This is a genomic window from Pseudideonella sakaiensis (assembly GCF_048320135.1).
Taxonomy (GTDB): domain Bacteria; phylum Pseudomonadota; class Gammaproteobacteria; order Burkholderiales; family Burkholderiaceae_C; genus Ideonella_A; species Ideonella_A sakaiensis_A.
Genome location: NZ_CP182947.1, coordinates 1,590,655 through 1,612,258 on the forward strand (window position 1 = coordinate 1,590,655; position 21,604 = coordinate 1,612,258).

Below are 21,604 nucleotides of genomic sequence, written 5' to 3' on the forward strand. Positions count from 1 at the left end.
GCGGTGCGCACTCACGATGCAGCATCCGCGCGCTCGACGCGAAGCCGTGGATCGACGGCAAGATACAACAGATCGACGGCCAGGTTGATCAACACGAAGATCAGCGAAATCAGGCACAGATAGGCTGCCATCACCGGGATGTCGGCAAAGCCGACCGCCTGGATGAACAGAAGCCCCATTCCCGGCCACTGGAAGACGCTTTCGGTAATGATCGCGAAGGCGATCAGCGAGCCGAGTTGGAGCCCGGTGATCGTGATCACCGGAACCAGCGTATTTTTCAGCGCGTGGCCGAAATAAATCGATCGGTCCGGCAAGCCGCGGGCACGTGCAAAGCGGATGTAGTCGGTACGCAACACCTCGAGCATCTCCGAGCGCACCAGCCGGATGATCAGCGTCAGCTGGAAGATCGCCAGCGTCACCGACGGCAGGATCAGGTGCCGCAGGCCGTCGGCGGTGAACAGGCCCGACGTCCAGGCACCGATCGCAACGACCTCGCCGCGGCCGAAACTCGGCAGCCATTTCAGCATCACCGCGAAGACGAGGATCAGCAGGATGCCGATCAGGAAGGTCGGCAGCGAGACGCCGAGCAGCGACACCGTCATCATCAGATGAGACAGCGGGCTGCGCCGACGCAGCGCCGCATAAACGCCCATCGGCAGGCCGAACAGCAGCGCAATCAGCGCCGCAACCATCGCCAGTTCGAGGGTCGCCGGCAGGCGTTCGACGATCAACGCCGACACCTTGCGCCCTTGCCGCAGGCTGAGACCGAATTCTCCCTGGACCGCATTGCCGACAAAACGGGCGAACTGGACCGGGAACGGCTTGTCGAGGCCGAGATCGCTGCGCAACTGCTCACGTTGCGCCGGCGTCGCATCCTGGCCGAGCAGGTTGGTGACGGGATCGCCGACATACTGGAACAGCATGAAGGCGATGAACGCCACCGTCAGCATGACGATCACCGATTGCAGCAGGCGGCGCAGGATGAAGGCGAGCATTCAGACCGGGTGGCGGTTCGGCGCCTTGGCGGCGCATTGCACAGATATGGTCAGCTGGGACAGCGGATTATCAGGGTCAATTCGCACCGTCGGTGCCGGTGATTGCGAGCAGCCCACCCTCACCGGAATTCGGCGGCACGCAAAAAAAAGGCCGCCCGAAGGCGGCCATTCTCGGTGCTCAGGAGAGCAGTCGATCAGAACAGGTGCTTGACGCCGAACTGGTAGGTCGTGTTGCGGCTGAACGTCTGGCCAGCTGCATTGCGGCCGTCCTGGTTGCCGACGCCGAGGTCAGCATACAGGTTGGTACGCTTGCTCAGCGGGTAGTCGTAGCCGAGGCCGAACTTCTTCTGCTTGTTGTTCGCGCCGTTCGGATCGAGGATCGCGTAAGCGGTCTTCAGCTTGCCGCCAGCCAGGTTGACCGTCGCAGCGACGTTCCAGAACTTGTTGGTCAGCCTGCCGCCACCGACCTTTGCCTGTGCGTAGTTCAGCGCGACTTCGGCCACGCCGAGGTCATAGGCGCCGGTAACCGTGATCAGGCGGTTGTCGTTGACAGTAGCCGGGCCACCATTGACTTGCGCCATGCCGACACCGACGAACACCGGGCCACCCTTGTAGATGACGTTGAAGCTGTCGTTGCGGCCAGCTTGCGTGGCTTCCGACAGGCCGGTCTGGGCTTCGAAGCTCAGGCCGCCGAAGTTCGCGCTCTTGAACGTGACGGCGTTGGCCGTACGGATCGAGCTGCCGCCGCCAGCGGCGCCGCTGTTGACTGCTGCGAAACCAGCGTTCTGCATGCTGCCGATCTGGCCAACACCGTCCCAGCCGAACGGATCAGCCTTCAGCTGGACCCAGAACGTCGGCAGGTACTGGCGGCCGAGGTTGACCGAACCAACACCAGCCATCGTCAGCTGAACCCACGAGCGGCCAGCCCACATCACGCCCGACTGAGCGCCGTCGTCCGGGGTGAAGCGGTGCTCGATCTGGAACTGGGCCGACAGGCCGCCGCCCAGGTCTTCATTGCCACGCAGGCCGAAGCGCGACGAGGCAGCCTGCTGCAGGCGCCACGACTTGTCGAGACCGTTGCCACCGACGTTGGCAGCGGTGCCGCCATTGCCCTTGGCGATGCCCTGGTCGACGAGACCATACAGGGTGACCGACGACTGCGCGAAGGCAGCTCCGCCGAACGATGCGAGGACGGCCAGAGCGACCAGAGATTTTTTCATTTCGTGTATCTCCTAAGTTGAATAAAGAGGTTCCAACCGATTCGCCCCCATCGGGCCGATCAGACCAACCCCCTCAGCGGAAGTTGTCCGTATTGCACCAGACACCCTCGGCGCTTGCAAAGCTTTGCTCGGACTCTGGGGACATTGTGTTGTCCCCTTACAACGTCGAGCTGCCACCGTGTCGGCGACTTCGAACGGCCGGTCGGTCGACAGCGCACCCGGGCAACCGGTTCCGGTAAGCAGGCACCAACCTGCGTGAGATCGGCGTGTAAGATCATTTCCATCCGCAAACAACCACCGGTCTCTGATGCTGGATCTGATGCTTTCGTCCGTCGACAACGCCTTGCGCACCCTGGGCGGATCGGTGACGGCTGCACGCCCCTGCCCGCAGCCGAAGCCGCGTGGCGACCAGGCATCACTGACTCCCGAGCAGCGCAGGGAGTCGGGTGCGCTGATGCGCGTCAACCACGTCGGCGAGGTCTGCGCCCAGGCGATGTACCAGGCGCAGGCGCTGACGACGCGCAGCCCGGCGCTGCGGGCCCGCCTGATCGAGGCCGCGCGCGAGGAAGGCGATCACCTCGCGTGGACACGCCAGCGGATGAACCAGCTCGGCGCACGGCCGAGCCTGCTGAACCCGTTCTGGTATGCCGGCGCATTTTCGTTCGGGCTGCTCGCCGGGCGCGCCGGCGACCCGACCAGCCTCGGCTTCGTCGTCGAGACAGAACGCCAGGTGGAGCGCCATCTGCAGGGCCACCTCGAGCGGCTGCCGGAGGCCGACCACGCGTCGAAGGCGATCGTTGAACAGATGAAGTCCGACGAGATCCACCACGCCGAACTGGCCCGCTCGGCCGGCGCGCGCCAACTGCCGTTGCCTGTCAGGCTGGCGATGCGCGCTGCGGCCAAGGTGATGACGACCACTGCCCACTACATCTGATCAGCCAGACGAGGCGCCGGTCAGATCGCGCGGATCTCGTGGCTCGTCGTGATGTCGGCGGTTTTGGCGAGCATGATGCTGGCCGAACAATATTTGTCGTGCGACAACTCGATCGCCCGGGCGACCGCAGCCTCGCTCAGCCCGCGCCCGCGGACGGTGAAATGCATGTGGATGCGGGTGAAGACCTTCGGATCGGTCGGCGCCCGCTCGGTCGTCAGCTTGACCGAGCAGCCGGTCACGTCGTGGCGGCCGCGCTTCAGGATCAGCACGACGTCGTAGGCGGCGCAGCCGCCGGTACCGGCGAGCACCGTCTCCATCGGCCGCGGCGCGAGGTTGCGGCCACCGCCGTCCGGCGCACCATCCATGTTCAGCAGATGGCCGCTGCCGGTCTCTGCGGTGAAGGCCATGCCCGCATCGGGCTGCCAAAAAACGGTGCATTCCATGTCGAATCCTGTTGCCGGGGCGATGGGATCGATTGTGCAATCGGCTGCGCCATCGTCCGAAAAACGCATGGCCCAGATGCAACGTGGATATTGCAGCGCAACATGGGAGCGTATAAACTGCGTTTACCGGAGGTCGATTCGACCTTCGACCGATTGTCTCCTCCACCTCCTCCAATGGTGGATTCAACCCAAGGCAGCAATGCCTTGGGTTTTTTTCATTGCGGCGGGGCGCTCGCGATGCGCGGCGCCGGTGATTGCACGATCCAGGATTTTTCATGGCCGGCCCATCGACCACACGACGTTCGACCAAGACCCCCACCACCACCCGGCGCGTCGCTGCCCGGCGCCCGAAGGCGCAGGTTCAGCCACTGTCCGAAACCGACTACCTGAAGAAGATCCTGACCGCCCGCGTCTATGACGTGGCCCAGGAGACGCCGCTCGACCGGGCGCCGCGGCTGTCGGCGCGCTGCGGCAACGAGGTGCTGCTCAAGCGCGAGGACACCCAGCCGGTCTTCAGCTTCAAGCTGCGCGGCGCGTACAACAAGATGAGCCTGCTGAGCGCCGAGCAGCGCGAGCGGGGCGTGATCTGCGCATCGGCAGGCAACCATGCCCAGGGCGTTGCGCTGGCCGCGCGGCGGCTCGGCTGCCGGGCGCTGATCGTGATGCCGGTGACGACGCCGACACTGAAGATCGACGCGGTGAAGGCCCTTGGCGGAACCGTCGTGCTGCACGGCGAAAGTTTTACCGACGCATTCCTGCACGCGCAGCAGCTGGAGCAGCAGCAGGGCCTGAGCTTCGTCCATCCGTTCGACGATCCGGACGTGATCGCCGGCCAGGGCACGGTCGCGATGGAGATCCTGCGCCAGCACCAGGGCCCGATCGATGCGGTTTTTGTCGCGATCGGCGGCGGCGGGCTGATCAGCGGCGTTGCCGCCTACATCAAGGCGGTGCGGCCGGAGATCAAGGTGATCGGCGTGCAGACCACCGATTCCGATGCAATGGTCCGCTCGGTTTCCGCCGGCAAGCGGGTGCAGCTGCACGATGTCGGGCTGTTTTCCGACGGTACCGCGGTCAAGCTGGTCGGCGGCGAAACCTTCCGGCTGGCCCGCGAACTGGTCGACGAATTCGTGCTTGTCGACACCGACGAGACCTGCGCCGCGATCAAGGACGTGTTCGAGGATACGCGCAGCATCCTCGAGCCGGCCGGCGCGCTCAGCGTGGCCGGGCTGAAGCAGTATGTGCAGACGAATGGGCTGAGCGGCCGCACCTTCGTTGCGATCGCCTGCGGCGCCAACATCAACTTCGACCGCCTGCGCTTCGTCGCCGAGCGCGCCGAGATCGGCGAGGCACGCGAGGCGCTGTTCGCGGTGACGATTCCGGAGGAGCGCGGCAGTTTCAAGCGTTTCTGCTCGCTGATCGGTCCGCGCTCGGTCACCGAATTCAACTACCGCATTTCCGACGCCGCCGAGGCCCACGTCTTCGTCGGCCTGACGACCAGCAAGCGCGACGAATCGACCGCACTGGCCGACATGTTCAAGGGCCACGGCTTCGCGACGCTGGACCTGACCCATGACGAACTGGCCAAGCAGCACCTGCGCCATCTGGTCGGCGGCCGCAGCGACCTGGCTGCCGATGAGCGGCTGTTTCGCTTCGTCTTTCCTGAGCGTCCGGGCGCGCTGATGCGGTTCTTGTCGTCGATGCACCCGGACTGGAACATCAGCCTGTTCCATTACCGCAACCAGGGCGCCGACTACGGCCGCATCCTGGTGGGCATCCAGGTGCCGCGCGGCGACCGCAAGGCGCTGCGACAGTTTCTCGACGAACTCGGCTACGCCTGGCAGGACGAAACCGACAACCCCGCCTATCGGCTGTTTCTGCGCTGACGGCCGGCGCTGCCGCGCCGCGGCAGTTCGATCGTCACTGCCGCAACAGACGCGACTGCGGATCGTTGCCCGCCGGTCCGGAGGCCGGTGGAGGCGGCATGCCCAGCGGCATTCCCTGCGGCTGGAAACCCGGCGGGAACTGTGGCGGTGGCGTGCCGATATTCGGCGGCGCAGCCGGTTGCTCGACCGGCATCGGCATCGGTGTCGGCGGCGGGCCGGACGGCGGCGGCCCACCGAAAGGCATCGACACACCGGCCTGCAGCGTGCCGGTGGCTGCAGGCACCGGCGGTGGCAACTCGAGCACGAAGGCAACTGCGCCGGCGCTCGAGCGATCGGCGATGCTCGCGCTGCGCAACGCGACCGAATGCAGCGCCAGATTGGAGTCGATCAGATCGCCGACCCGATAGGCCTTCGGCGGCGCGCCGTCGACCGAAATCAGCGCGATGCCCGGCGCTGTCGTCGATGCCTGCTGGCGCCGGCTCTGCGACGTAGCGACGACGCCTGTCAATTTGAATCGGCTGGCCGACGGCGGCGCCGCGACAGCGACCGATTGAACCGCAGCGGTCGACGCGCTGCCGAGCAAGGGCGACAGGTCGCCGCTGCTCGCAAACCGTGCACTTGCCAATGCTGCGCCATCGGGCACCGGTTTTGGCGAGCCGGTCAAACGCAACGCCCAGAACACCACCGAAGCCGCAACCAGGCCCCAGACGATCCATGCACCAAGCCGCGCGCTCATCGGCCGATTATCATGGATGGACAAGGCCGCCGCGCCCGATCCCAGCCCCTCCATGAACCCAATCCCAATCCATGCCACGCGCCGGCGGCCGAGCCGCGGCTTCACGCTGATCGAACTGATGGTCGTGCTGGTCATCATCGGCGTGCTCGCGGCGCTGATCGTTCCGAACGTGCTGAACCGCGCCGAGGATGCACGCGTCACCGCGGCCCGCACCGACGTCAACAACCTGATGCAGGCGCTGAAGCTGTACCGGCTCGACAACCAGCGTTATCCGACCGCCGAGCAGGGCTTGCAGGCGCTGGTCGTGCGGCCGACCAGCGGTCCGCAGCCGATGAACTGGAAGCCTTACCTCGACAAGCTGCCGGCCGACCCCTGGGGCCAGCCCTACCAGTATGTCAATCCGGGCGTGAAGGGTGAAATCGACGTCTTCAGCTACGGCGCCGACGGCGCGGTAGGCGGTGAAGGCAACAATGCGGATATCGGCTCCTGGCAGTGAACATGGGCAATGGCGGCTGCCAGCCAGCGGCCGCGCAGCTGCCGCCGGATTCACGCTGGTCGAGCTGATCGTCGTCATTGCGATCATTGCGCTGGCAGCCGGCGTGCTCAGCCTGGCACTGCGCAATCCGGCCGATACCCAGCTGGAGCGCGAGGCCGCGCGGCTGTCGGCGCTGCTCGAGGCGGCGCGGACCGAGGCTCGCAGCCTCGGTGCGCCGGTCGTCTGGTATCCGGTCGACTCGAGATCGGCGACCGGCAATCGCGCCGAGACCGCGCATTTCCGTTTCGAGGGGCTGCCCGAGGACGAGGATCTGCCGAACCGCTGGCTCGACCCGGCGACCACGGCCGACATCACGCAGGGCAATGCGATCGTGCTCGGGCCTGAGCCGTTGATCGGCGCGCAGCGCATCGTGCTGCGGCTCGAGCAGCGGCGCATCGTGCTCGATACCGACGGGCTAGGCCCGTTCATCGTCCGCGGGATCGATGATGCCGATCGTGCGACGCCTCGTTTCTGAGCGCGCGCGCTGGCGGCCGCGGCCGCGCCGCCGCCGCGACCGTGGCTTCACGCTGATCGAGGTGATGGTCGCGTTGGCGATCGTCGCGATCACGCTCGGTGCCGGGCTGCAGGCGGCCGGCGCGTTGACCCGCAATGCCGAACGTTTTGCCGCGGTATCCGAAGCGCAGTGGTGCGCCGACAACCACCTGGCGGGGCTGCGGCTGTCGCGGCAGTTTCCGGGGATCGGCGATTTCGAGTTCGAATGCCGGCAGCTCGGCCGCCTCTATCTCGGCAAGGTGGTGGTGCGGCCGACGCCGAATCCGAATTTCCGCCGTGTCGATGCGTCGGTCAGCGACGCGCAGGCGCAGCCGCTGCTGACGGTATCGACCGTGCTCGGGCGCTTCTGATGCCAGGCAGCGCGATCCGCTTCCCGCAGCACCGGCACAGCGCCGCCGGTTTTACGCTGGTCGAGGTGCTGGTTGCGCTGCTGATCATGGCCATCCTCGCCGGAATGGCCTGGCAGGGCGTCGCCGTCATCGTGCGCAGCCGCGACAACAGCCAGGCCGAGTTGCAGCGCAGCCTGCTGCTGAACACCTTGCTCGCGCAATGGGAGCAGGACCTGGCGTCGCTGCAGGAGACGCCGGTCGTTCCGGCGCTGCTGTTCGACGGCGCGTCGCTGCGGCTGACGCGGCGCGCGCCCGGCGGCATGCAGGTGGTCGTCTGGGCGCTGCATTCGGCGAGCGTGTTGCAGACCGAGCCAGGCGCCGAACCTCCGCGCGAGATGGTCTGGCAGCGCTGGGCCGGGCCGGTCGTCACGCTGCGCAGCGAGTTGCAGGAAAGCTGGCTGCGCAGCCAGCAGCTGCAAGGCAACGAAACCGGCCAGCTGCGGCTGATCGATGGCCTGGCCAGCTGGCAGCTCTATTTCTATCGTGGCAACGAATGGAGCAATGCCCAGTCCAGCGGCGACCGCCGGGCCGGCACCACCTTTGTGCCGACGCGGGTCGAGATGCCCAGCGGCGTGCGGCTGCTGCTTGAATTCGCACCCGGTCAGCCGCGCCAGGGCAGCCTGACCCGCGACATCATGCTCGGGGCGCGGCCATGACGGCGGCAGACCGCCGGCTCGGGCGGCCGCCGCGCACCGCCCAGCGCGGCGCCGCGCTGCTGCTCGCGATGCTGATCGTCACGCTGGTGGCAACGCTCGCTGCCGCGATGGTCTGGCAGCAATGGCGCGCGACCCGCGTCGAGGCCGCCGAACGCGCGCGCAGCCAGTCGGCCTGGATCCTCGCCGGCGCGCTCGACTGGGCGCGGCTGATCCTGCGTGAAGACAACCCGAACGTCGACCACCTCGGAGAGCCGTGGGCGGTGCCGCTGGCCGAGGCGAGGCTGTCGAGTTTTCTGGCCGCCGAGGGCGACAGCAATCTTGATGATGGGCCGCAGGCCTTTTTGTCGGGCAGCGTCACCGATGCCCAGGCGCGCTACAACCTGAACAACCTGGTCGTCGGCAGCGAGGTCGTTGCTGCCGAACTGGCGACGCTCGAGCGCTTGTTCGGCAGCCTCGGCGTGCCGGTGGCGAGCGCGGCGACGATTGCCAACGGGCTGGCCGACGCCGACCCGGACGGCAGGTCCGGAGCCGCGCCGGTACCGGTGGCCGCGAGTGGAGCCAGTGCCGCGGGCTTCGTGCAACGGCAGCAAAACCCGAATCCGCCGCTGCGCCCGCAGTCGCTGGAGCAGCTGGCATGGTTCGGCATCGACCGCGAAGCGCTGCAGCTGATGCGACCGCATGTTGCGCTGCTGCCGGCGCTGACGCCGATCAATCTGAATACCGCAACAGCCGAGGTGATGGTTGCGGTGATCGACAAGCTCGACGCGGCCGGAGCGCAGCGGCTGGTGCAGACCCGCGAGCGGCGACCATTCGACAATATCGCCAGCGTGCAGGCACTGCTGGGCGAATCGATCACACTCGATGAACGGCGGGTTGCCGTCGCATCGGGCTTTTTCGAGGTGCGCGGCCGGCTGCGGCTCGGCGAGCGCGCCCTCGAGGAGCGCTCGCTGGTTCAACGGGTGCAGCGCCAGGTGACGGTGCTGACGCGTGAACGGGTCGGCGCGGTACCGTGAGCCCGACCGATCCTGCACCGACCAGCTGGCGCACTGGCCTGTTGCGCCAACTCAACAGAGCCGCCGGCAACGTTCGGCAACATCGGCGCCGCGGCGCCTACCTACAATCAAGTGCCGGTATGCGCGTGGCCGTCGGCATCGGTTGCGCATTGCACGGTCTCCTGCGTCCCCTGCGGCTTATTTCCACCGGCCCCGATTGATGTCCCTGCTGGTTATCCAGATTCCCACCAAGCCGCGCCAGCGCGCGCGCCTGTTGCGCCACGAAGGCGACGGCACCAGCGCGTCGTCCGCGAGTTCCGAGTTCGAATTTGTCTGGAGTGCCGACGGGTCGGCATGTGACAAGACCGGCCGCTCGGCGCCGGCGTTGATGCCGAAAGCCGACCGCGTCGTCGCCGCACTGGCCGATACCGATGTCAGCTGGCACAAGCTGCTGATTCCGAAGGCGCCGGCAAACCGGATGCCGGCAGCACTGGCCGGCCTGCTCGAGGAAGCACTGCTCGAGGATCCGGCCACCACCCACTTCGCGCTGGCAGCGCAGGCCAGGCCGGGAGCGATCGATTTTGTTGCGGTGACCGACCGGCGCTGGCTGCAGCGTGAACTCGCCGCGATCGAACAATCCCATCTGTCGGTCGACCGCATCGTGCCGATGGCCTGGCCGGTCGATCCGCCGCTCGGCCACTTTTCGACGACCGGCGCCACCGCCGGCGGCACCGAGGCGGTTGCGCTCAGTTGGGCCGATGCGAATGGCGTGGCGATCGTCGGGCTGGACGGCAGCCTGGCGCGCGCGCTGCTGCCGACCGAGCCCGCAGCCGGCACGCGTTTTTCCGCGAGCCCGGCGGCGGCGGCAGCCGCAGAAGGCTGGCTCGGCGCACCGGTCGACTTGTTGACCGATCCGCAGCGGCTGCTGCAGGCGGCGCAGTCGCCGTGGAACCTGCGCCAGTTCGAGCTGGCCCGGCGGCACAAGGGCAGCCGGGCGTTGCGCGACGCCTGGCGCGGCCTGCTCGGTCCGGCCTGGCGGCCGGTGCGGATCGGCCTGGTCGCGCTGCTGGTGGTGCAGCTGGTCGGCCTGAATGCCTGGGCGGCGCAGCTGCGTGGCGACATCGGCGCGAAACGCGCCGAGATGGTCAACCTGTTGCGCGGCAGTTTTCCGCAGATCACCGGCATCCTCGATGCACCGCTGCAGATGCGGCGCGAGGTCGAGACGCTGCGCGCTGCCGCTGGCAAGCCGGGCGGCTCGGATCTCGAACCGCTGCTGCTGGCCGCCGCCGCAGCCTGGCCGGCCGGCAAGGCGCCGGCGCAAAACCTGCGCTTCGAGCCGGGCCGGCTGAGCATCGCCGCCGACGACTGGCTGCCGCCGGAAATCGACCGCTTCAGCGCCCGGCTGCGGGCCAGCGGCTACAACGTCGCACTCGCCGAAGGCCGTCTGCAGATCGGTCCGGCGCCGGCGCGGGGCGCTCGATGAACGCGGCCAGCAACCCGGTCGTCACCGGTCTTTCGGCTCGCTGGCTGGCCTGGCGGGCCGCCGCCGGGCAACGCTGGCGAGCGCTCGCCGTGCGCGAACGCCGCGCCGTCATCGCCGCGGCGCTGTTCATCGGCGTGCTTCTTGTCTGGCTGCTTGCGTTGCAGCCGGCGCTGCGCACGCTGCGCGAAGCACCGGCGCAGATCGCGACACTCGATCTGCAACTGCAGGAAATGCGTGCGCTTGCCGCCGAAGCGGCAACGCTGCGCGGCGCGACGCCGATATCGCCGAACCAGGCGGCGGCCGCTCTCGAGGCGGCTACTCGTCAGCTCGGTGCAAAGGGCCGGCTCGTGGTGCAGGGCGACCGGGCCACGCTGCATGTCGACGGCATCGATGCGGCATCGCTGCAGCAGTGGCTGGAGGCGGCGCGCGGCGCGGCGCGTGCCCGTCCGATCGAGTTGCAAGTGGTTCGTGGTGCCACCGGCTATTCCGGTTCGCTGGTCGTCGGTCTCGGAGCCGGCAGATGATGCGGCGGCGTGAGATGGCCGCAGCGGATGCGACAGCGCGCAGCCGCAACTGGCGCTGGGCAGTGTTCGGCGGGCTGGTCGGCGCAGTACTGGCCACCGTCATCTGGGCACCGGCGCGCTGGCTGGCGAGTGCGGTCGAATCGGCCAGCAACGGCCGGCTGCTGCTCGCCGAGTCGCGCGGCAGCATCTGGGATGGCAATGCGATCGTCGTATTGACAGGCGGACCGGAAAGCCGGGCCGCCAGCGCCCTGCCCGGCCGCCTGCATTGGCGGCTGCGTCCGCGGCTGCTGGACGGCGCTGCGCTGGCGATCGAGCTCGAACAGGCATGCTGCATCAACCAGCAGGCGACGCTGCTGCTCAAACCCGGTCTCGGCCGGGTCGGCTTGCGGCTGCAGCCGGCTTCCGACTGGATCGCCCGTTGGCCTGCCAGCTGGCTGGCCGGACTCGGCACGCCGTGGAATACGCTCGATCTCGGCGGGCAGCTGGTATTGCGCTCGAACGGGCTGACGATCGAAGAGGTCGAAGGGCGATGGCGGATCGGCGGCGGCGCCGAACTCGAATTGCTCGATCTGTCGTCCCGGCTGTCGACACTGCCCAGCCTCGGCAGCTACCGCCTCGGGCTGCGCGCCGACCCGGCCGGCGCCGGTGGCGCACTGCTGCTGTCGACGATCGACGGCGCGTTGCGCCTGCGTGCCGATGGCCGCTGGGACGGCGCCGGGCTGCGGCTGCGCGGCGAGGCCAGCGCGGCCACCCCAGGCGACGAAGCGGTGCTGGGCAACCTGCTGAATATCATCGGCCGACGCCAAGGGGCGCGGTCAGTCATTTCGATCGGATGAACATGGACAAGCTCGGGCCTCTGGCACACAGCGTGATCGCCGCGATGCTGCTGACTTCGCCGGCACTGCTGCTGGCACAAACCGAGGCCGGCACGGCGGCCGCGGCGGCGCCGCGTTTTCGCGGCGAACCGGTGACGCTGAATTTCGTCAACGCCGAGATCGATGCAGTCAGCCGTGCGATGGCGGTGATCCTGCGCCGGCAGATCCTCGTCGACCCGCGCGTCAAGGGCACGATCACGCTGTACAGCGAACAGGCGGTGCGGCCGGCCGAGGCCTATCGCAACTACCTGGCGGCACTGCGTGGCCTCGGCTTCACCGTCGTCGAAGTCGGCGACCTGTTGAAGGTGGTGCCGGAAGCGGATGCCAAGCTGCAGACCGGCACCGTCTCGATCGGCGACAGCGTGTCGCGGCGCGGCGACCAGGTGCTGACGCAGATTTTCAAGCTCGATCACGAAAACGCGAACAACCTGGTGCCGGTGCTGCGCCCGCTGATCAGCCCGAACAATACGATCAACGCGACGGCTGCCAGCAACACGCTGGTGATCACCGACTACGCCGACAACCTGCAGCGGATCGCGAAAATCATCGCCGCGATGGATACGCCGGGCACCGGCGATGTCGAGGTGATTCCGCTGCAGCATGCGGTGGCTGCCGATATCGCGCCGCTGGTGCAGCGGCTTGGCGATACCACGGCGACACCCGGCGTGCCCGGCGCCGGCGGCGGCGCGCTGCAAGTGCTGGTCGAGCCGCGCAGCAACTCGCTGCTCGTGAAGGCGCCGACCGGCGCCAGGATGGCCAATGTGCGCTCGCTGGTGGCGCAGCTCGACCGCCCGTTGCAGGGAGCAGGCGCGCAGGGCAATGTCTGGGTGGTCCATCTGCGCAATGCCGACGCCACCAAACTGGCGACGGTGCTGCGGGCAGCCTTCAGCGGCAGCGGCGGCAGTGGCGGCGGCGCGAGCGGCGGCACGATGTCGTCGCCGACCGCGTCGCCACTCGGCGCGCAGACCGGCCAGCCGGGCAGCCAGATCGGCGGCGCGAGCGCGGCCGCGACGACGCCGGTCAGCGCGTCGCCGTCGCCGTCCACCGGCGGCTTCGTGCAGGCCGACCCGGCGACCAATTCGCTGATCATCACCGCGCCCGAGCCGCTGTATCGACAGATCCGCTCGATGATCGAACAGCTCGATTCGCGGCGCGCGCAGATCTATATCGAAAGCATGATCGTCGAGGTGTCGGGCGACAACAGCGCCGATTTCGGCTTCCAGTGGCAGGGTCTGATCGGCAACAAGGGCGACAGTACTGGTCTGGTCGGTGGCACCAATTTCGGCAGCATCGGCAACCTCGCGACGATCACCGCTGCCGGCGCGACCGGCACCGCCGGGCTTGCGAACATCAAGCTCGGCGAAGGGCTGAACTTCGGCGTGATCCGCGATTTCGCCGGCGCCTACGGGCTGGCGGCAATCGCCCGCATCCTGCAGAGCCAGACCAGCACCAACATCATCTCGACGCCGAATCTGGTCACGCTCGACAACGAAGAGGCGAAGATCATCGTCGGCAGCAACGTGCCGTTCATCACCGGCCAGTTCACCAATACCGGCACCTCGACGACCAGCCCGTTCCAGACCATCGAGCGCAAGGATGTCGGCATCACGCTGCGCATCCGACCCCAGGTCGGCGAAGGCGGCACGGTGCGGATGACGCTGTTCCAGGAATCGTCGAGCCTGTCGAGCACCACCGCGCCGGGCACCAGCAATGCCGGCCCGTCGACCGACAAGCGCTCGATCGAATCGACCGTCGTCGTCGACGACGGCCAGATCCTCGTGCTCGGCGGCCTGATCGAGGACAAATATACCGACACCTCGTCGAAGGTGCCGCTGCTCGGCGACCTGCCGTATGTCGGCGCGCTGTTCCGCAGCGAAAGCCGCAGCAAGAAGCGGACGAACCTGATGGTCTTCCTGCGCCCGATCGTGATGCGCGACGGCCAGACCGCCGACCGGATGACGCTCGACCGCTACGACCTGATCCGCGCCAGCCAGCAGGATCGGCAGCCGAAGCCGAGCCCGCTGCTGTCGATCGACGCGGCGCCGGTGCTGCCGCCGATGTACGGGCCGCCGGACGGACCGACGACGTCACCGCTGCGGCCGCCACCGGTCGCGCCGGCCCCGCTGGCGCCGTCCGACGTGCCGCCGGCGACGTCGGCACCGCGCTGACGGCCCGAGCGGACGGCGGCAACTGATGGCAACACGACACCCCCTGCCCTACGGCTTCGCCCGGGCCCATTCGCTGCTGCTCGAGGACGAGGGTGACCGGCTGGTGTTGTGGGTCGCCGCGGCGGCGGCGACGCCGGCCTTGTCCGAAGTGCTGCGAAATTTCGAGGTCGACCGGATCGAACATGAGCCGGCAGCGACGCTCGGCCAGCGCATCGCGGTGGCCTATGCCGGCAGCGAGTCGAGCGCGGCGACGGTGATCGGCGAAGTCGAGAGCGCGGTCGACCTTACGCGGATGATGCAGGAGCTGCCGGCGGTCGAGGATCTGCTCGAGGCCGCCAACGATGCACCGATCATCCGCATGCTCAACGCGCTGCTGACGCAGGCGGCGAAGGACGGCGCCAGCGACATCCACATCGAGCCCTATGAACGCAGCAGCGCGGTGCGGTTTCGCGTCGACGGCAAGCTGCGCGAGGTCGTGCAGCCGAACAAGGCGCTGCATGCGGCGCTGATCTCGCGCTTGAAGATCATGGCCGAGCTCGACATCGCCGAGAAGCGCCTGCCGCAGGATGGCCGGATCTCGCTGCGCATCGGCGGCCGTGCGGTCGACGTGCGGGTCTCGACGCTGCCGTCGGCGCATGGCGAACGCGCGGTGCTGCGCCTGCTCGACAAGGGCGAAGCCCGCTTCACGCTGGAAAGCCTCGGCATGAGTGGCGAGGTGCTGCGCCGCTTCGACCGGCTGATCCAGCAGCCGCACGGCATCGTGCTGGTGACCGGGCCGACCGGCTCCGGCAAGACGACCACGCTGTATGCCTCGCTTGGCCGCATCGATACCGGCTCGGTCAATGTGCTGACAGTCGAGGACCCGGTCGAATACGAACTGCCCGGGATCGGCCAGACACAGGTGAATCCGAAAATCGAACTGACGTTCGCAAAGGCGCTGCGCGCGATCCTGCGTCAGGACCCGGATGTCATCATGATCGGTGAGATCCGCGACTATGAAACCGCGCAGATCGCGATCCAGGCCTCGCTGACCGGCCACCTGGTGCTGGCAACGCTGCACACCAATGATGCGCCGAGCGCGGTGACGCGGCTGATCGACATGGGCGTCGAGCCTTTTCTGCTCAGCTCGAGCCTGCTCGGCGTGCTCGCGCAACGGCTGGTTCGCAAGTTGTGCCCGGCCTGCCGCCGGCAGGACGAACATGGCGAATTCCATCCGGTCGGCTGCGCCGAGTGTGGCCACGGCGGCTACAAGGGGCGCACCGGCGTTTATGAACTGATGGTCGCCGACGATCACGTGCGCAGCCTGATCCATGGCCAGGCAGCCGAAGCCGATCTGATCGCCGCCGCGCGCGCTGGCGGCATGCTGTCGATGCGCGAAGACGGCGAGCGGCTGGTGCGCACCGGCATCACCTCGGCCGAAGAGGTCGTGCGGGTGACCCGCGAATAAACGAAGCGGACGACGATGCCCGCCTACCGCTACGAGGCACTCGACGCCGCCGGCAAGACGCTGACCGGGCTGCTCGAGGCCGACAATCCGCGCGCCGCGCGTTCGCAGCTGCGCGCGCAGTCGCTGGTGCCGATGGCGGTGTCGCAGGTCGCCTCGGCCGGCACCGGGCCGAGCGGCCTGCAGCTGACGCGCAAGGTCTTCAATTCGACCGGGCTGACGGTCTGGACCCGGCAACTGGCCGGCCTGGTCGGCAGCGGCCTGCCGCTCGAACGCGCGCTGACCGCGCTCGCCGAGGAAGCCGACGACGAACGGCAGCGCGAACTGGTTGCCCACCTGCGCGCCGAGGTGAATGGCGGCTCGACCTTCGCGCGGGCGCTCGGCAGCGCGCCGCGCGAATTCGACGAGGTTTATCGCGGCGTCGTCGCGGCCGGTGAGCAAAGCGGTGCCCTCGGCGAGGTGCTCGAGCGCATGGCCGACGATCTCGAGGCGCGACAAGCCTTGCGCGCGAAGCTGATCGGCGCGACGCTGTATCCGGCGATCGTCTCGCTGATCGCCGTCGTCATCGTCGTTTTCCTCGTCACCTATGTCGTGCCGCAGGTGGCGTCGGTGTTCAGCAGCTCGAAACGCGCGCTGCCGACGCTGACGGTGGCGATGCTCGGCGTCAGCAGCATGCTGCGCAACCACGGCTGGCTGATCGTGCTCGGCCTCGTCGGCGGCGGCGCGGCGCTGATGGTGATGTTGCGCAATCCGGCATTCCGGCTGCGTTTCGACGCCGCCTGGCTGCGGCTGCCGCTGATCGGCCGGCTGTCCCGCGGCTACAACGCGGCGCGTTTTGCCGGCACGCTGGCGATGCTGGCCGGCGCCGGCGTGCCGATCCTGAAGGCGCTGCAGGCGGCGGCCGAAACCCTGTCGAACCGCGCGATGCGCGCCGATGCGATGGACGCGCTGGTGCTGGTGCGAGAAGGCGCGCCGCTGGCCGCCGCACTGGCCGGCAAGAAGCGGTTTCCGGGGCTGCTCGCGATGTTTTCTCGGCTCGGCGAACAGACCGGGCAGCTGCCGCGCATGCTCGAGCGCGCGGCGAATCAGCTGTCGGCCGAGGTGCAGCGCCGTGCGATGCAGATGGCGACGATCCTCGAGCCGCTGCTGATCGTCGCGATGGGCGGCGTCGTGATGCTGATCGTGCTGGCGGTGCTGTTGCCGATCATTCAGCTCAATACCTGGGTGAAGTAGGGCCCCCCAGTCGCTTCGCTCCTGCCCCCAAGGGGCGTCGTCCGGCTTGGGGCGGCCCGGCGCCGGACAGGGCCCCCCAGTCGCTATCGCTCCTGCCCCCGAGGGGCCGAGCCCGGACATGGACGGTCCGGTGGACCGTCCATGCCTGGCGAGGAGTCGGGCCACTGGCCCGACGCGGCCTGCAAGGCCCATCCGGCGGACCGGCAGAGCCGGATCCGCGGATGTGGCTTGATGGCTGCTTCGCCTGCGGCTCGCAGTTCCGGCAGGTCTTGCACCCGCAGGCTACGCTCAGTCGTCTACGTCTTCCGCTTTGCTGCGCAGCACGGCGTTGATTTCGGCGCCGAAGATCAGGGTGGCGGCGCTGATGTAGAGGAAGACGAGGGTGGCGACGGCGCCGGCGAAGCCGCCGTAGACGAGCAGCAGCTTGCCGGCGCTGCGCAGGGTCTGCGACAGCACGGCGGCGGCGAAGACCCACATTGCGGCGCCGATCATTGCGCCGGGCAGGACCGTCGACAGCCGCTGCGGGATGTCGGGCAGCCAGCCATACAGCAGCGCATACATCATGCTGAGCACCCCGAATGCCGAGGCGTAGCGGATGACGTCGCGCAGCAGCTCGGCATGGGCGCCGGCGTTGTCGTCGAGCAGTTGCCAGACATAGGGCGCGATCACGATCGTGCTGAACGCGGGAACGATGCCGGAGCCGACGATCGCGGTGAACAGCGTCACCTTCAGCCGCGCCTTCCAGAACGACAAGCTCTGCTCGACACCATAGGCCCGGTTCAGCGCGGTGCGGATCGCCTGCACGCCCGACGATGCCGTCCACAGCGTCACGACGAGGCCGAACGCGAGCAAGGCCTCGCTGCGGTGTCGCAGCACCTGGTCGACGACCGGCTGCAGCGACGCCTGGACGACCGGCGGCGTATAGCCGATCACCCGCTCGGCGAGGGTTGCCGCATCGCCCGGATGGCCGATGAAGGCCGCGGCGGCCGAGATCAGGATCAGCAGCGGAAACATCGCCAGCACCGACGAGAAGGCGACGCTGCCGGCCTGGTTGGCGCTCTGGTGGCGGATATAGCGCTGCACCGCGCGCGCAAATACGCGGATCACCGGCGTGCCGAAGACCAGCCTGCGCCACCATGACGGCCTTGCCGACTCGCGGGTCACGATCGAGCTCCGAGGTGGTGGTGATTGGCGCGACGCGCCGGGAGGGGTGCGCCTGGCTGCCGCCTCCGCGGTCGCGCCGGTTGATCCTGGCATGGCTTGTGCAAACCCGGAAATGTCAACGCAAATGCCGGCATTTTTGTTGTTTGGTAAAAGGCAATCGTTGTTCAATCGAAGTGCGGAATCAGCAATTGGAGGTTCAATGGCTCATTCACCCGGTGACCGTTCGGCGAGAAAACGCAAGCATGTCTGCAGGAGCGATCAGGGAGTTGTGCCATGCCGATAACACTTGCCGCCTACCACGAGATCTACAAGACCGCGAACGTCGAGCGCGCCCTCGGCCAGTTGCCCGAGGACTCGCGCGCGCTGGCGCGGCTGTACGAGAAAATGATTGAACGCGGCGGCGAACGCTTCGTCAGCAAGCCATCGGCTGTACCTGATGTCAGCGAATGGCGCGCGCAATCGCCGAATTTCGGCGATGTGATCGACGAGGTGCTGCGCGAAATCGCGCTGGTCGTCGATACCGACGATCCGCTCGAACTGACGCCGATCCTGCTGGTCGGCGATCCCGGCGTCGGCAAGACCCGCTTTGCGCGCGGGCTGGCGGCAATCCTCGGCACCGGCAATGCCACGATCAGCCTCGCGCAGACCACCGCCGGCTGGGTCGTCGGCGGTTCGGCCGCAACCTGGCAAGGCGCAAAACCCGGCAAGGTATTCGAGACGCTGCTGCACGGCGAAACGTCGAACCCGGTCGTCACGATCGACGAGATCGACAAGGCGTCGAGCGGCCAGTACGACCCGCTCGGCGCGTTCTATGCGCTGCTCGAGCGCGATACCGCGGCCGAATTCGTCGATGAATATGTCGATCTGCCGGTCGACGCATCGCGCATCCTGTGGATCGCGACCGCCAACGATACGCGGTCGGTGCCGGAGCCTATCCTCAGCCGGATGCGGGTGATCGAGGTCCGCCCGCCGACCCGCGAGGAGGCCAGGGTGATTGCTGCGGCGATGTACCGCGAACAGCGCGCCGCGCACCGCTGGGGCGACTTTTTTGCTGCCGAACCGGCCGACGCGGTGCTCGATGCACTCGAAGGCGTCTCGCCGCGCGAACTCGGCCACTTGCTGCGCTCGGCATTTGGTGCGGCAAAAATGGCTGGCCGCAGCGAGCTGACGGTCGACGACCTCGGCACCCAAAAGCAGCGCCGCCCGCGGATGGGTTTCTAAGCAGCGGCCAGCGCAGCCGGATCAGGGTGCGAAATCGTCGACCTGGATGACCTTGTCCGCTGCTTCAAGATAGGCCAGTGCAGCGGCCGGGTCGCTGGCTCCGGCGGCAGCGTCCTGCAATGAGCGGGTGCGGCGCAGCGCGCGGTTCAGCTCGGGCACTTCGTCGGCGATCGGCTGCGCCAGTTCGAGTGCACGCATCAGGTCGAGCAGGCCGCCACCCTTCGGCACGCCGAGGTCGGGGCACAGCCGCTTGACCAGCGCGGGGTCGGTGCGCAGCGATTCGGCCAGCGTCAGCAGTTCGCGATCGTCGAGCGGCTGCAGCTTGCGGGCACCGCCGCGCAGCGCCGGCGCCAGCAGCCTGACCGGCCAGCCCGGCAACTCGCGGTGCAGCCCGTGCAGCGTGGCCGCCGCCAGTGCCAGCTGCCTGCTGATCGCGGCGCGGGCCAATGGCAGCATCTCCGGCGCCGCATCGACCTGATACCGCCAGAGACAACCCGCAGCCAGATAAAGCGCAGACAACACGTCGCCAAGGCGGGCCGACAACAATTCCATCCGCTTCAGCCGGCCGCCGAGCAGGCCCATTGCCAGATCAGCGGTCAGCGCAAACTGCGCCGACAGCCGCGCGATGCCGGCGGCCTCGGCCCGCAATTCGTCCGGCACCTGGCCGATCACCGGTGCGCCGAACAGCCCGCGGCGCAGATTGGCAAATACATGGCCCAGGTGCCCGAGCAAGGCCTTGCCGAGCGCCTCGGCATCACCGGCCTCGACCGCCGCCATCTCGTCGAGCACATGCGGATGGCAACGCACCGCACCCTGGCCGAAGATGATCAGCGCACGCGTCAGCAGGTTGGCGCCTTCGACGGTGATCGCGATCGGCGCATGCCGGTAGGCAACGCCAAGCAGGTTGCCCGGCCCGCGGCTGATGCCCTTGCCGCCGAGGACATCCATGCCGTCGGTGACCGAGCGCCGCCCGGCCTCGGTCAGCTGCACCTTCAGGACCGCGCTGGCAACACTCGGTTGCTCCCCGGCATCGAGCGCGGCCGCGGTATAGCGGCGGGCGGCGTCGCTGGCATACAAGTCGAGCGCCATCCGCGCAATGATCGCGGCAATGATGTGAAAGCGCCCGATCGGCAAGCCGAACTGCTCGCGGACCTGCGAATAGCCGTTGACGACGAAGAGGCTGGTCTGCTGCATCGCTGCGCCGAGCGCCGGCAGCGAAATCGCACGCCCGGCCGCCAGGCTCTCCATCAGCATCCGCCAGCCCTGGCCGACCCTGGCTTCGCCGCCGATCACCCAGTCCATCGGCACGAAGACATCGGTGCCGCGAATCGGCCCGTTCATGAACGCCGAATTCATCGGCCGATGGCGGCGGCCGATCTCCATGCCTTCGGTCGGCACCGGTATCAACGCGCAAGTGATGCCGAGCAACTGCTCGCCTTCGGGCCGCGTCGGGTCGCAAGCCTGGAAGGCCAGCCCGACCACGGTCGCCACCGGCGCCAGCGTGATGTATCGCTTGTCGAAATTGACGACGAAGCCACGCACGCGCCGGCCGTCGATCTCGCGTTCGGTCAATACGCCGAGATCGGGAATCGATGCCGCATCGGATCCGGCATACGGCGAGGTCAGGCCGAAACACGGCAATTCGCGGCCGTCGGCGAGCCGCGGCAGATAGTGGTCCTTCTGTTCGGCCGTGCCATAACGCAGCAGGAGTTCGGCCGGGCCGAGCGAGTTCGGCACCATCACGGTGACGGCGGCAGCGACATTGACCGTCGCGATCTTCGTGACGACCGCGGCATGGGCAAAATGGCCGAAGCCGAGGCCGCCATGTTCAGGCGGAATGATCATCCCGAAAAAGCGCCGCTCGCGCAGCCATTGCCAGACTTCGGGCGGCAGATCGCCGGCCTCGTCGATCTCGTGATCGTTCAGCATCGCATTGAGCAACACGACCTCATGATCGAGGAAATGCTGCTCCTGCCCGGTCAGGCGGTTCGGGCCGCGCGCCAGCAAGGCGTCGAAATCGGGCCGGCCGGCAAACAATTCACCTTCGAAGCCGACGCTGCCGGCCTCCAGCGCGGCGCGTTCGGTGTCTCCCATGCTCGGCAAGGCGCTGGCAAACGGCTTCAATGCGGCCCGGCCGATCATTGCGGCAAAACTCATGACTGCTCCTCCGCCCCGTCATGGGACCGGCCCGGCCAG

General features: G+C 67.9%; 20 protein-coding genes. 14 read left to right on the forward strand and 6 right to left on the reverse strand.

Features of this window, described 5'->3' with window-relative positions:
- Positions 1-11 precede the first annotated feature (11 nt).
- On the reverse strand, positions 12-995 hold the full coding sequence (locus ACNH6H_RS07115; protein ID WP_418316790.1) for an ABC transporter permease: 984 nt from the start codon (positions 993-995) through the stop codon (positions 12-14).
- A 194-nt stretch (positions 996-1,189) separates the two neighbouring features.
- A complete protein-coding gene (locus ACNH6H_RS07120) occupies positions 1,190-2,215 on the reverse strand; it encodes a porin (RefSeq protein ID WP_418316791.1) in 1,026 nt (341 codons plus the stop codon).
- 319 nt (positions 2,216-2,534) lie between these two features.
- On the opposite strand from ACNH6H_RS07120, the gene coq7 reads away from it, so the two are divergent.
- On the forward strand, positions 2,535-3,149 hold the full coding sequence (gene coq7, locus ACNH6H_RS07125) for a 2-polyprenyl-3-methyl-6-methoxy-1,4-benzoquinone monooxygenase (protein WP_418316792.1): 615 nt from the start codon (positions 2,535-2,537) through the stop codon (positions 3,147-3,149).
- A 20-nt stretch (positions 3,150-3,169) separates the two neighbouring features.
- Here coq7 and ACNH6H_RS07130 read toward each other — a convergent pair whose 3' ends face one another.
- A complete protein-coding gene (locus ACNH6H_RS07130) occupies positions 3,170-3,592 on the reverse strand; it encodes an OsmC family protein (protein WP_418316793.1) in 423 nt (140 codons plus the stop codon).
- A 275-nt stretch (positions 3,593-3,867) separates the two neighbouring features.
- On the opposite strand from ACNH6H_RS07130, the gene ilvA reads away from it, so the two are divergent.
- Complete coding sequence (ilvA, locus tag ACNH6H_RS07135; RefSeq protein ID WP_418316794.1) at positions 3,868-5,475, forward strand: threonine ammonia-lyase, biosynthetic; 1,608 nt, start codon at positions 3,868-3,870, stop codon at positions 5,473-5,475.
- A gap of 34 nt (positions 5,476-5,509) precedes the next feature.
- On the opposite strand, the gene ACNH6H_RS07140 is transcribed toward ilvA, so the two are convergent.
- Positions 5,510-6,211 (reverse strand): type II secretion system protein N, encoded by a 702-nt coding sequence (locus ACNH6H_RS07140; protein WP_418316795.1) that lies wholly within the window; start codon positions 6,209-6,211, stop codon positions 5,510-5,512.
- Between the two features lie 52 nt (positions 6,212-6,263).
- Here ACNH6H_RS07140 and gspG point away from each other — a divergent pair, with 52 nt between their 5' ends.
- From gspG to gspF, 11 genes are all read left to right on the forward strand, one after another.
- Positions 6,264-6,707: a type II secretion system major pseudopilin GspG gene (gspG, locus tag ACNH6H_RS07145; RefSeq protein ID WP_418316796.1), complete on the forward strand. Its 444-nt coding sequence runs from the start codon at positions 6,264-6,266 to the stop codon at positions 6,705-6,707.
- Positions 6,682-7,221, forward strand: a complete 540-nt coding sequence (locus ACNH6H_RS07150; RefSeq protein ID WP_418316797.1) for a pilus assembly FimT family protein — start codon at positions 6,682-6,684, stop codon at positions 7,219-7,221. Before gspG ends, ACNH6H_RS07150 begins: the two co-directional genes overlap by 26 nt.
- Complete coding sequence (gspI, locus tag ACNH6H_RS07155; protein ID WP_418316798.1) at positions 7,193-7,609, forward strand: type II secretion system minor pseudopilin GspI; 417 nt, start codon at positions 7,193-7,195, stop codon at positions 7,607-7,609. The genes ACNH6H_RS07150 and gspI overlap by 29 nt, the downstream gene beginning before the upstream one ends.
- Positions 7,609-8,304: a PulJ/GspJ family protein gene (locus ACNH6H_RS07160; RefSeq protein ID WP_418316799.1), complete on the forward strand. Its 696-nt coding sequence runs from the start codon at positions 7,609-7,611 to the stop codon at positions 8,302-8,304. The genes gspI and ACNH6H_RS07160 overlap by 1 nt, the downstream gene beginning before the upstream one ends.
- The gene (gspK, locus tag ACNH6H_RS07165) at positions 8,301-9,317 is read left to right on the forward strand and encodes a type II secretion system minor pseudopilin GspK (protein WP_418316800.1); all 1,017 of its coding nucleotides are present in this window, start codon (positions 8,301-8,303) and stop codon (positions 9,315-9,317) included. Before ACNH6H_RS07160 ends, gspK begins: the two co-directional genes overlap by 4 nt.
- Before the next feature lie 199 nt (positions 9,318-9,516).
- Positions 9,517-10,779: a type II secretion system protein GspL gene (gspL, locus tag ACNH6H_RS07170; protein WP_418316801.1), complete on the forward strand. Its 1,263-nt coding sequence runs from the start codon at positions 9,517-9,519 to the stop codon at positions 10,777-10,779.
- Entirely contained in the window at positions 10,776-11,303 is a 528-nt protein-coding gene (gene gspM / locus ACNH6H_RS07175) for a type II secretion system protein GspM (RefSeq protein ID WP_418316802.1), read from the forward strand. Before gspL ends, gspM begins: the two co-directional genes overlap by 4 nt.
- On the forward strand, positions 11,300-12,139 hold the full coding sequence (locus ACNH6H_RS07180) for a type II secretion system protein N (RefSeq protein ID WP_418316803.1): 840 nt from the start codon (positions 11,300-11,302) through the stop codon (positions 12,137-12,139). The genes gspM and ACNH6H_RS07180 overlap by 4 nt, the downstream gene beginning before the upstream one ends.
- Before the next feature lie 2 nt (positions 12,140-12,141).
- Positions 12,142-14,346, forward strand: coding sequence for a type II secretion system secretin GspD (gene gspD / locus ACNH6H_RS07185; RefSeq protein ID WP_418316804.1), 2,205 nt, complete (start codon positions 12,142-12,144; stop codon positions 14,344-14,346).
- Between the two features lie 25 nt (positions 14,347-14,371).
- Positions 14,372-15,793, forward strand: a complete 1,422-nt coding sequence (gene gspE, locus ACNH6H_RS07190; RefSeq protein ID WP_418316805.1) for a type II secretion system ATPase GspE — start codon at positions 14,372-14,374, stop codon at positions 15,791-15,793.
- A gap of 15 nt (positions 15,794-15,808) precedes the next feature.
- Complete coding sequence (gene gspF, locus ACNH6H_RS07195; RefSeq protein ID WP_418316806.1) at positions 15,809-17,023, forward strand: type II secretion system inner membrane protein GspF; 1,215 nt, start codon at positions 15,809-15,811, stop codon at positions 17,021-17,023.
- Positions 17,024-17,311: 288 nt separating this feature from the next.
- Here the strand turns inward: gspF and ACNH6H_RS07200 are convergent, their stop codons facing one another.
- Positions 17,312-18,187, reverse strand: coding sequence for a YihY/virulence factor BrkB family protein (locus ACNH6H_RS07200; protein WP_418316807.1), 876 nt, complete (start codon positions 18,185-18,187; stop codon positions 17,312-17,314).
- A 273-nt stretch (positions 18,188-18,460) separates the two neighbouring features.
- Between ACNH6H_RS07200 and ACNH6H_RS07205 the strand changes: the two genes are divergently transcribed.
- Positions 18,461-19,408, forward strand: a complete 948-nt coding sequence (locus tag ACNH6H_RS07205; protein ID WP_418316808.1) for an AAA family ATPase — start codon at positions 18,461-18,463, stop codon at positions 19,406-19,408.
- Between the two features lie 21 nt (positions 19,409-19,429).
- Here the strand turns inward: ACNH6H_RS07205 and ACNH6H_RS07210 are convergent, their stop codons facing one another.
- Positions 19,430-21,565, reverse strand: coding sequence for an acyl-CoA dehydrogenase (locus ACNH6H_RS07210; RefSeq protein ID WP_418316809.1), 2,136 nt, complete (start codon positions 21,563-21,565; stop codon positions 19,430-19,432).
- Between the last annotated feature and the right edge of the window lie 39 nt (positions 21,566-21,604).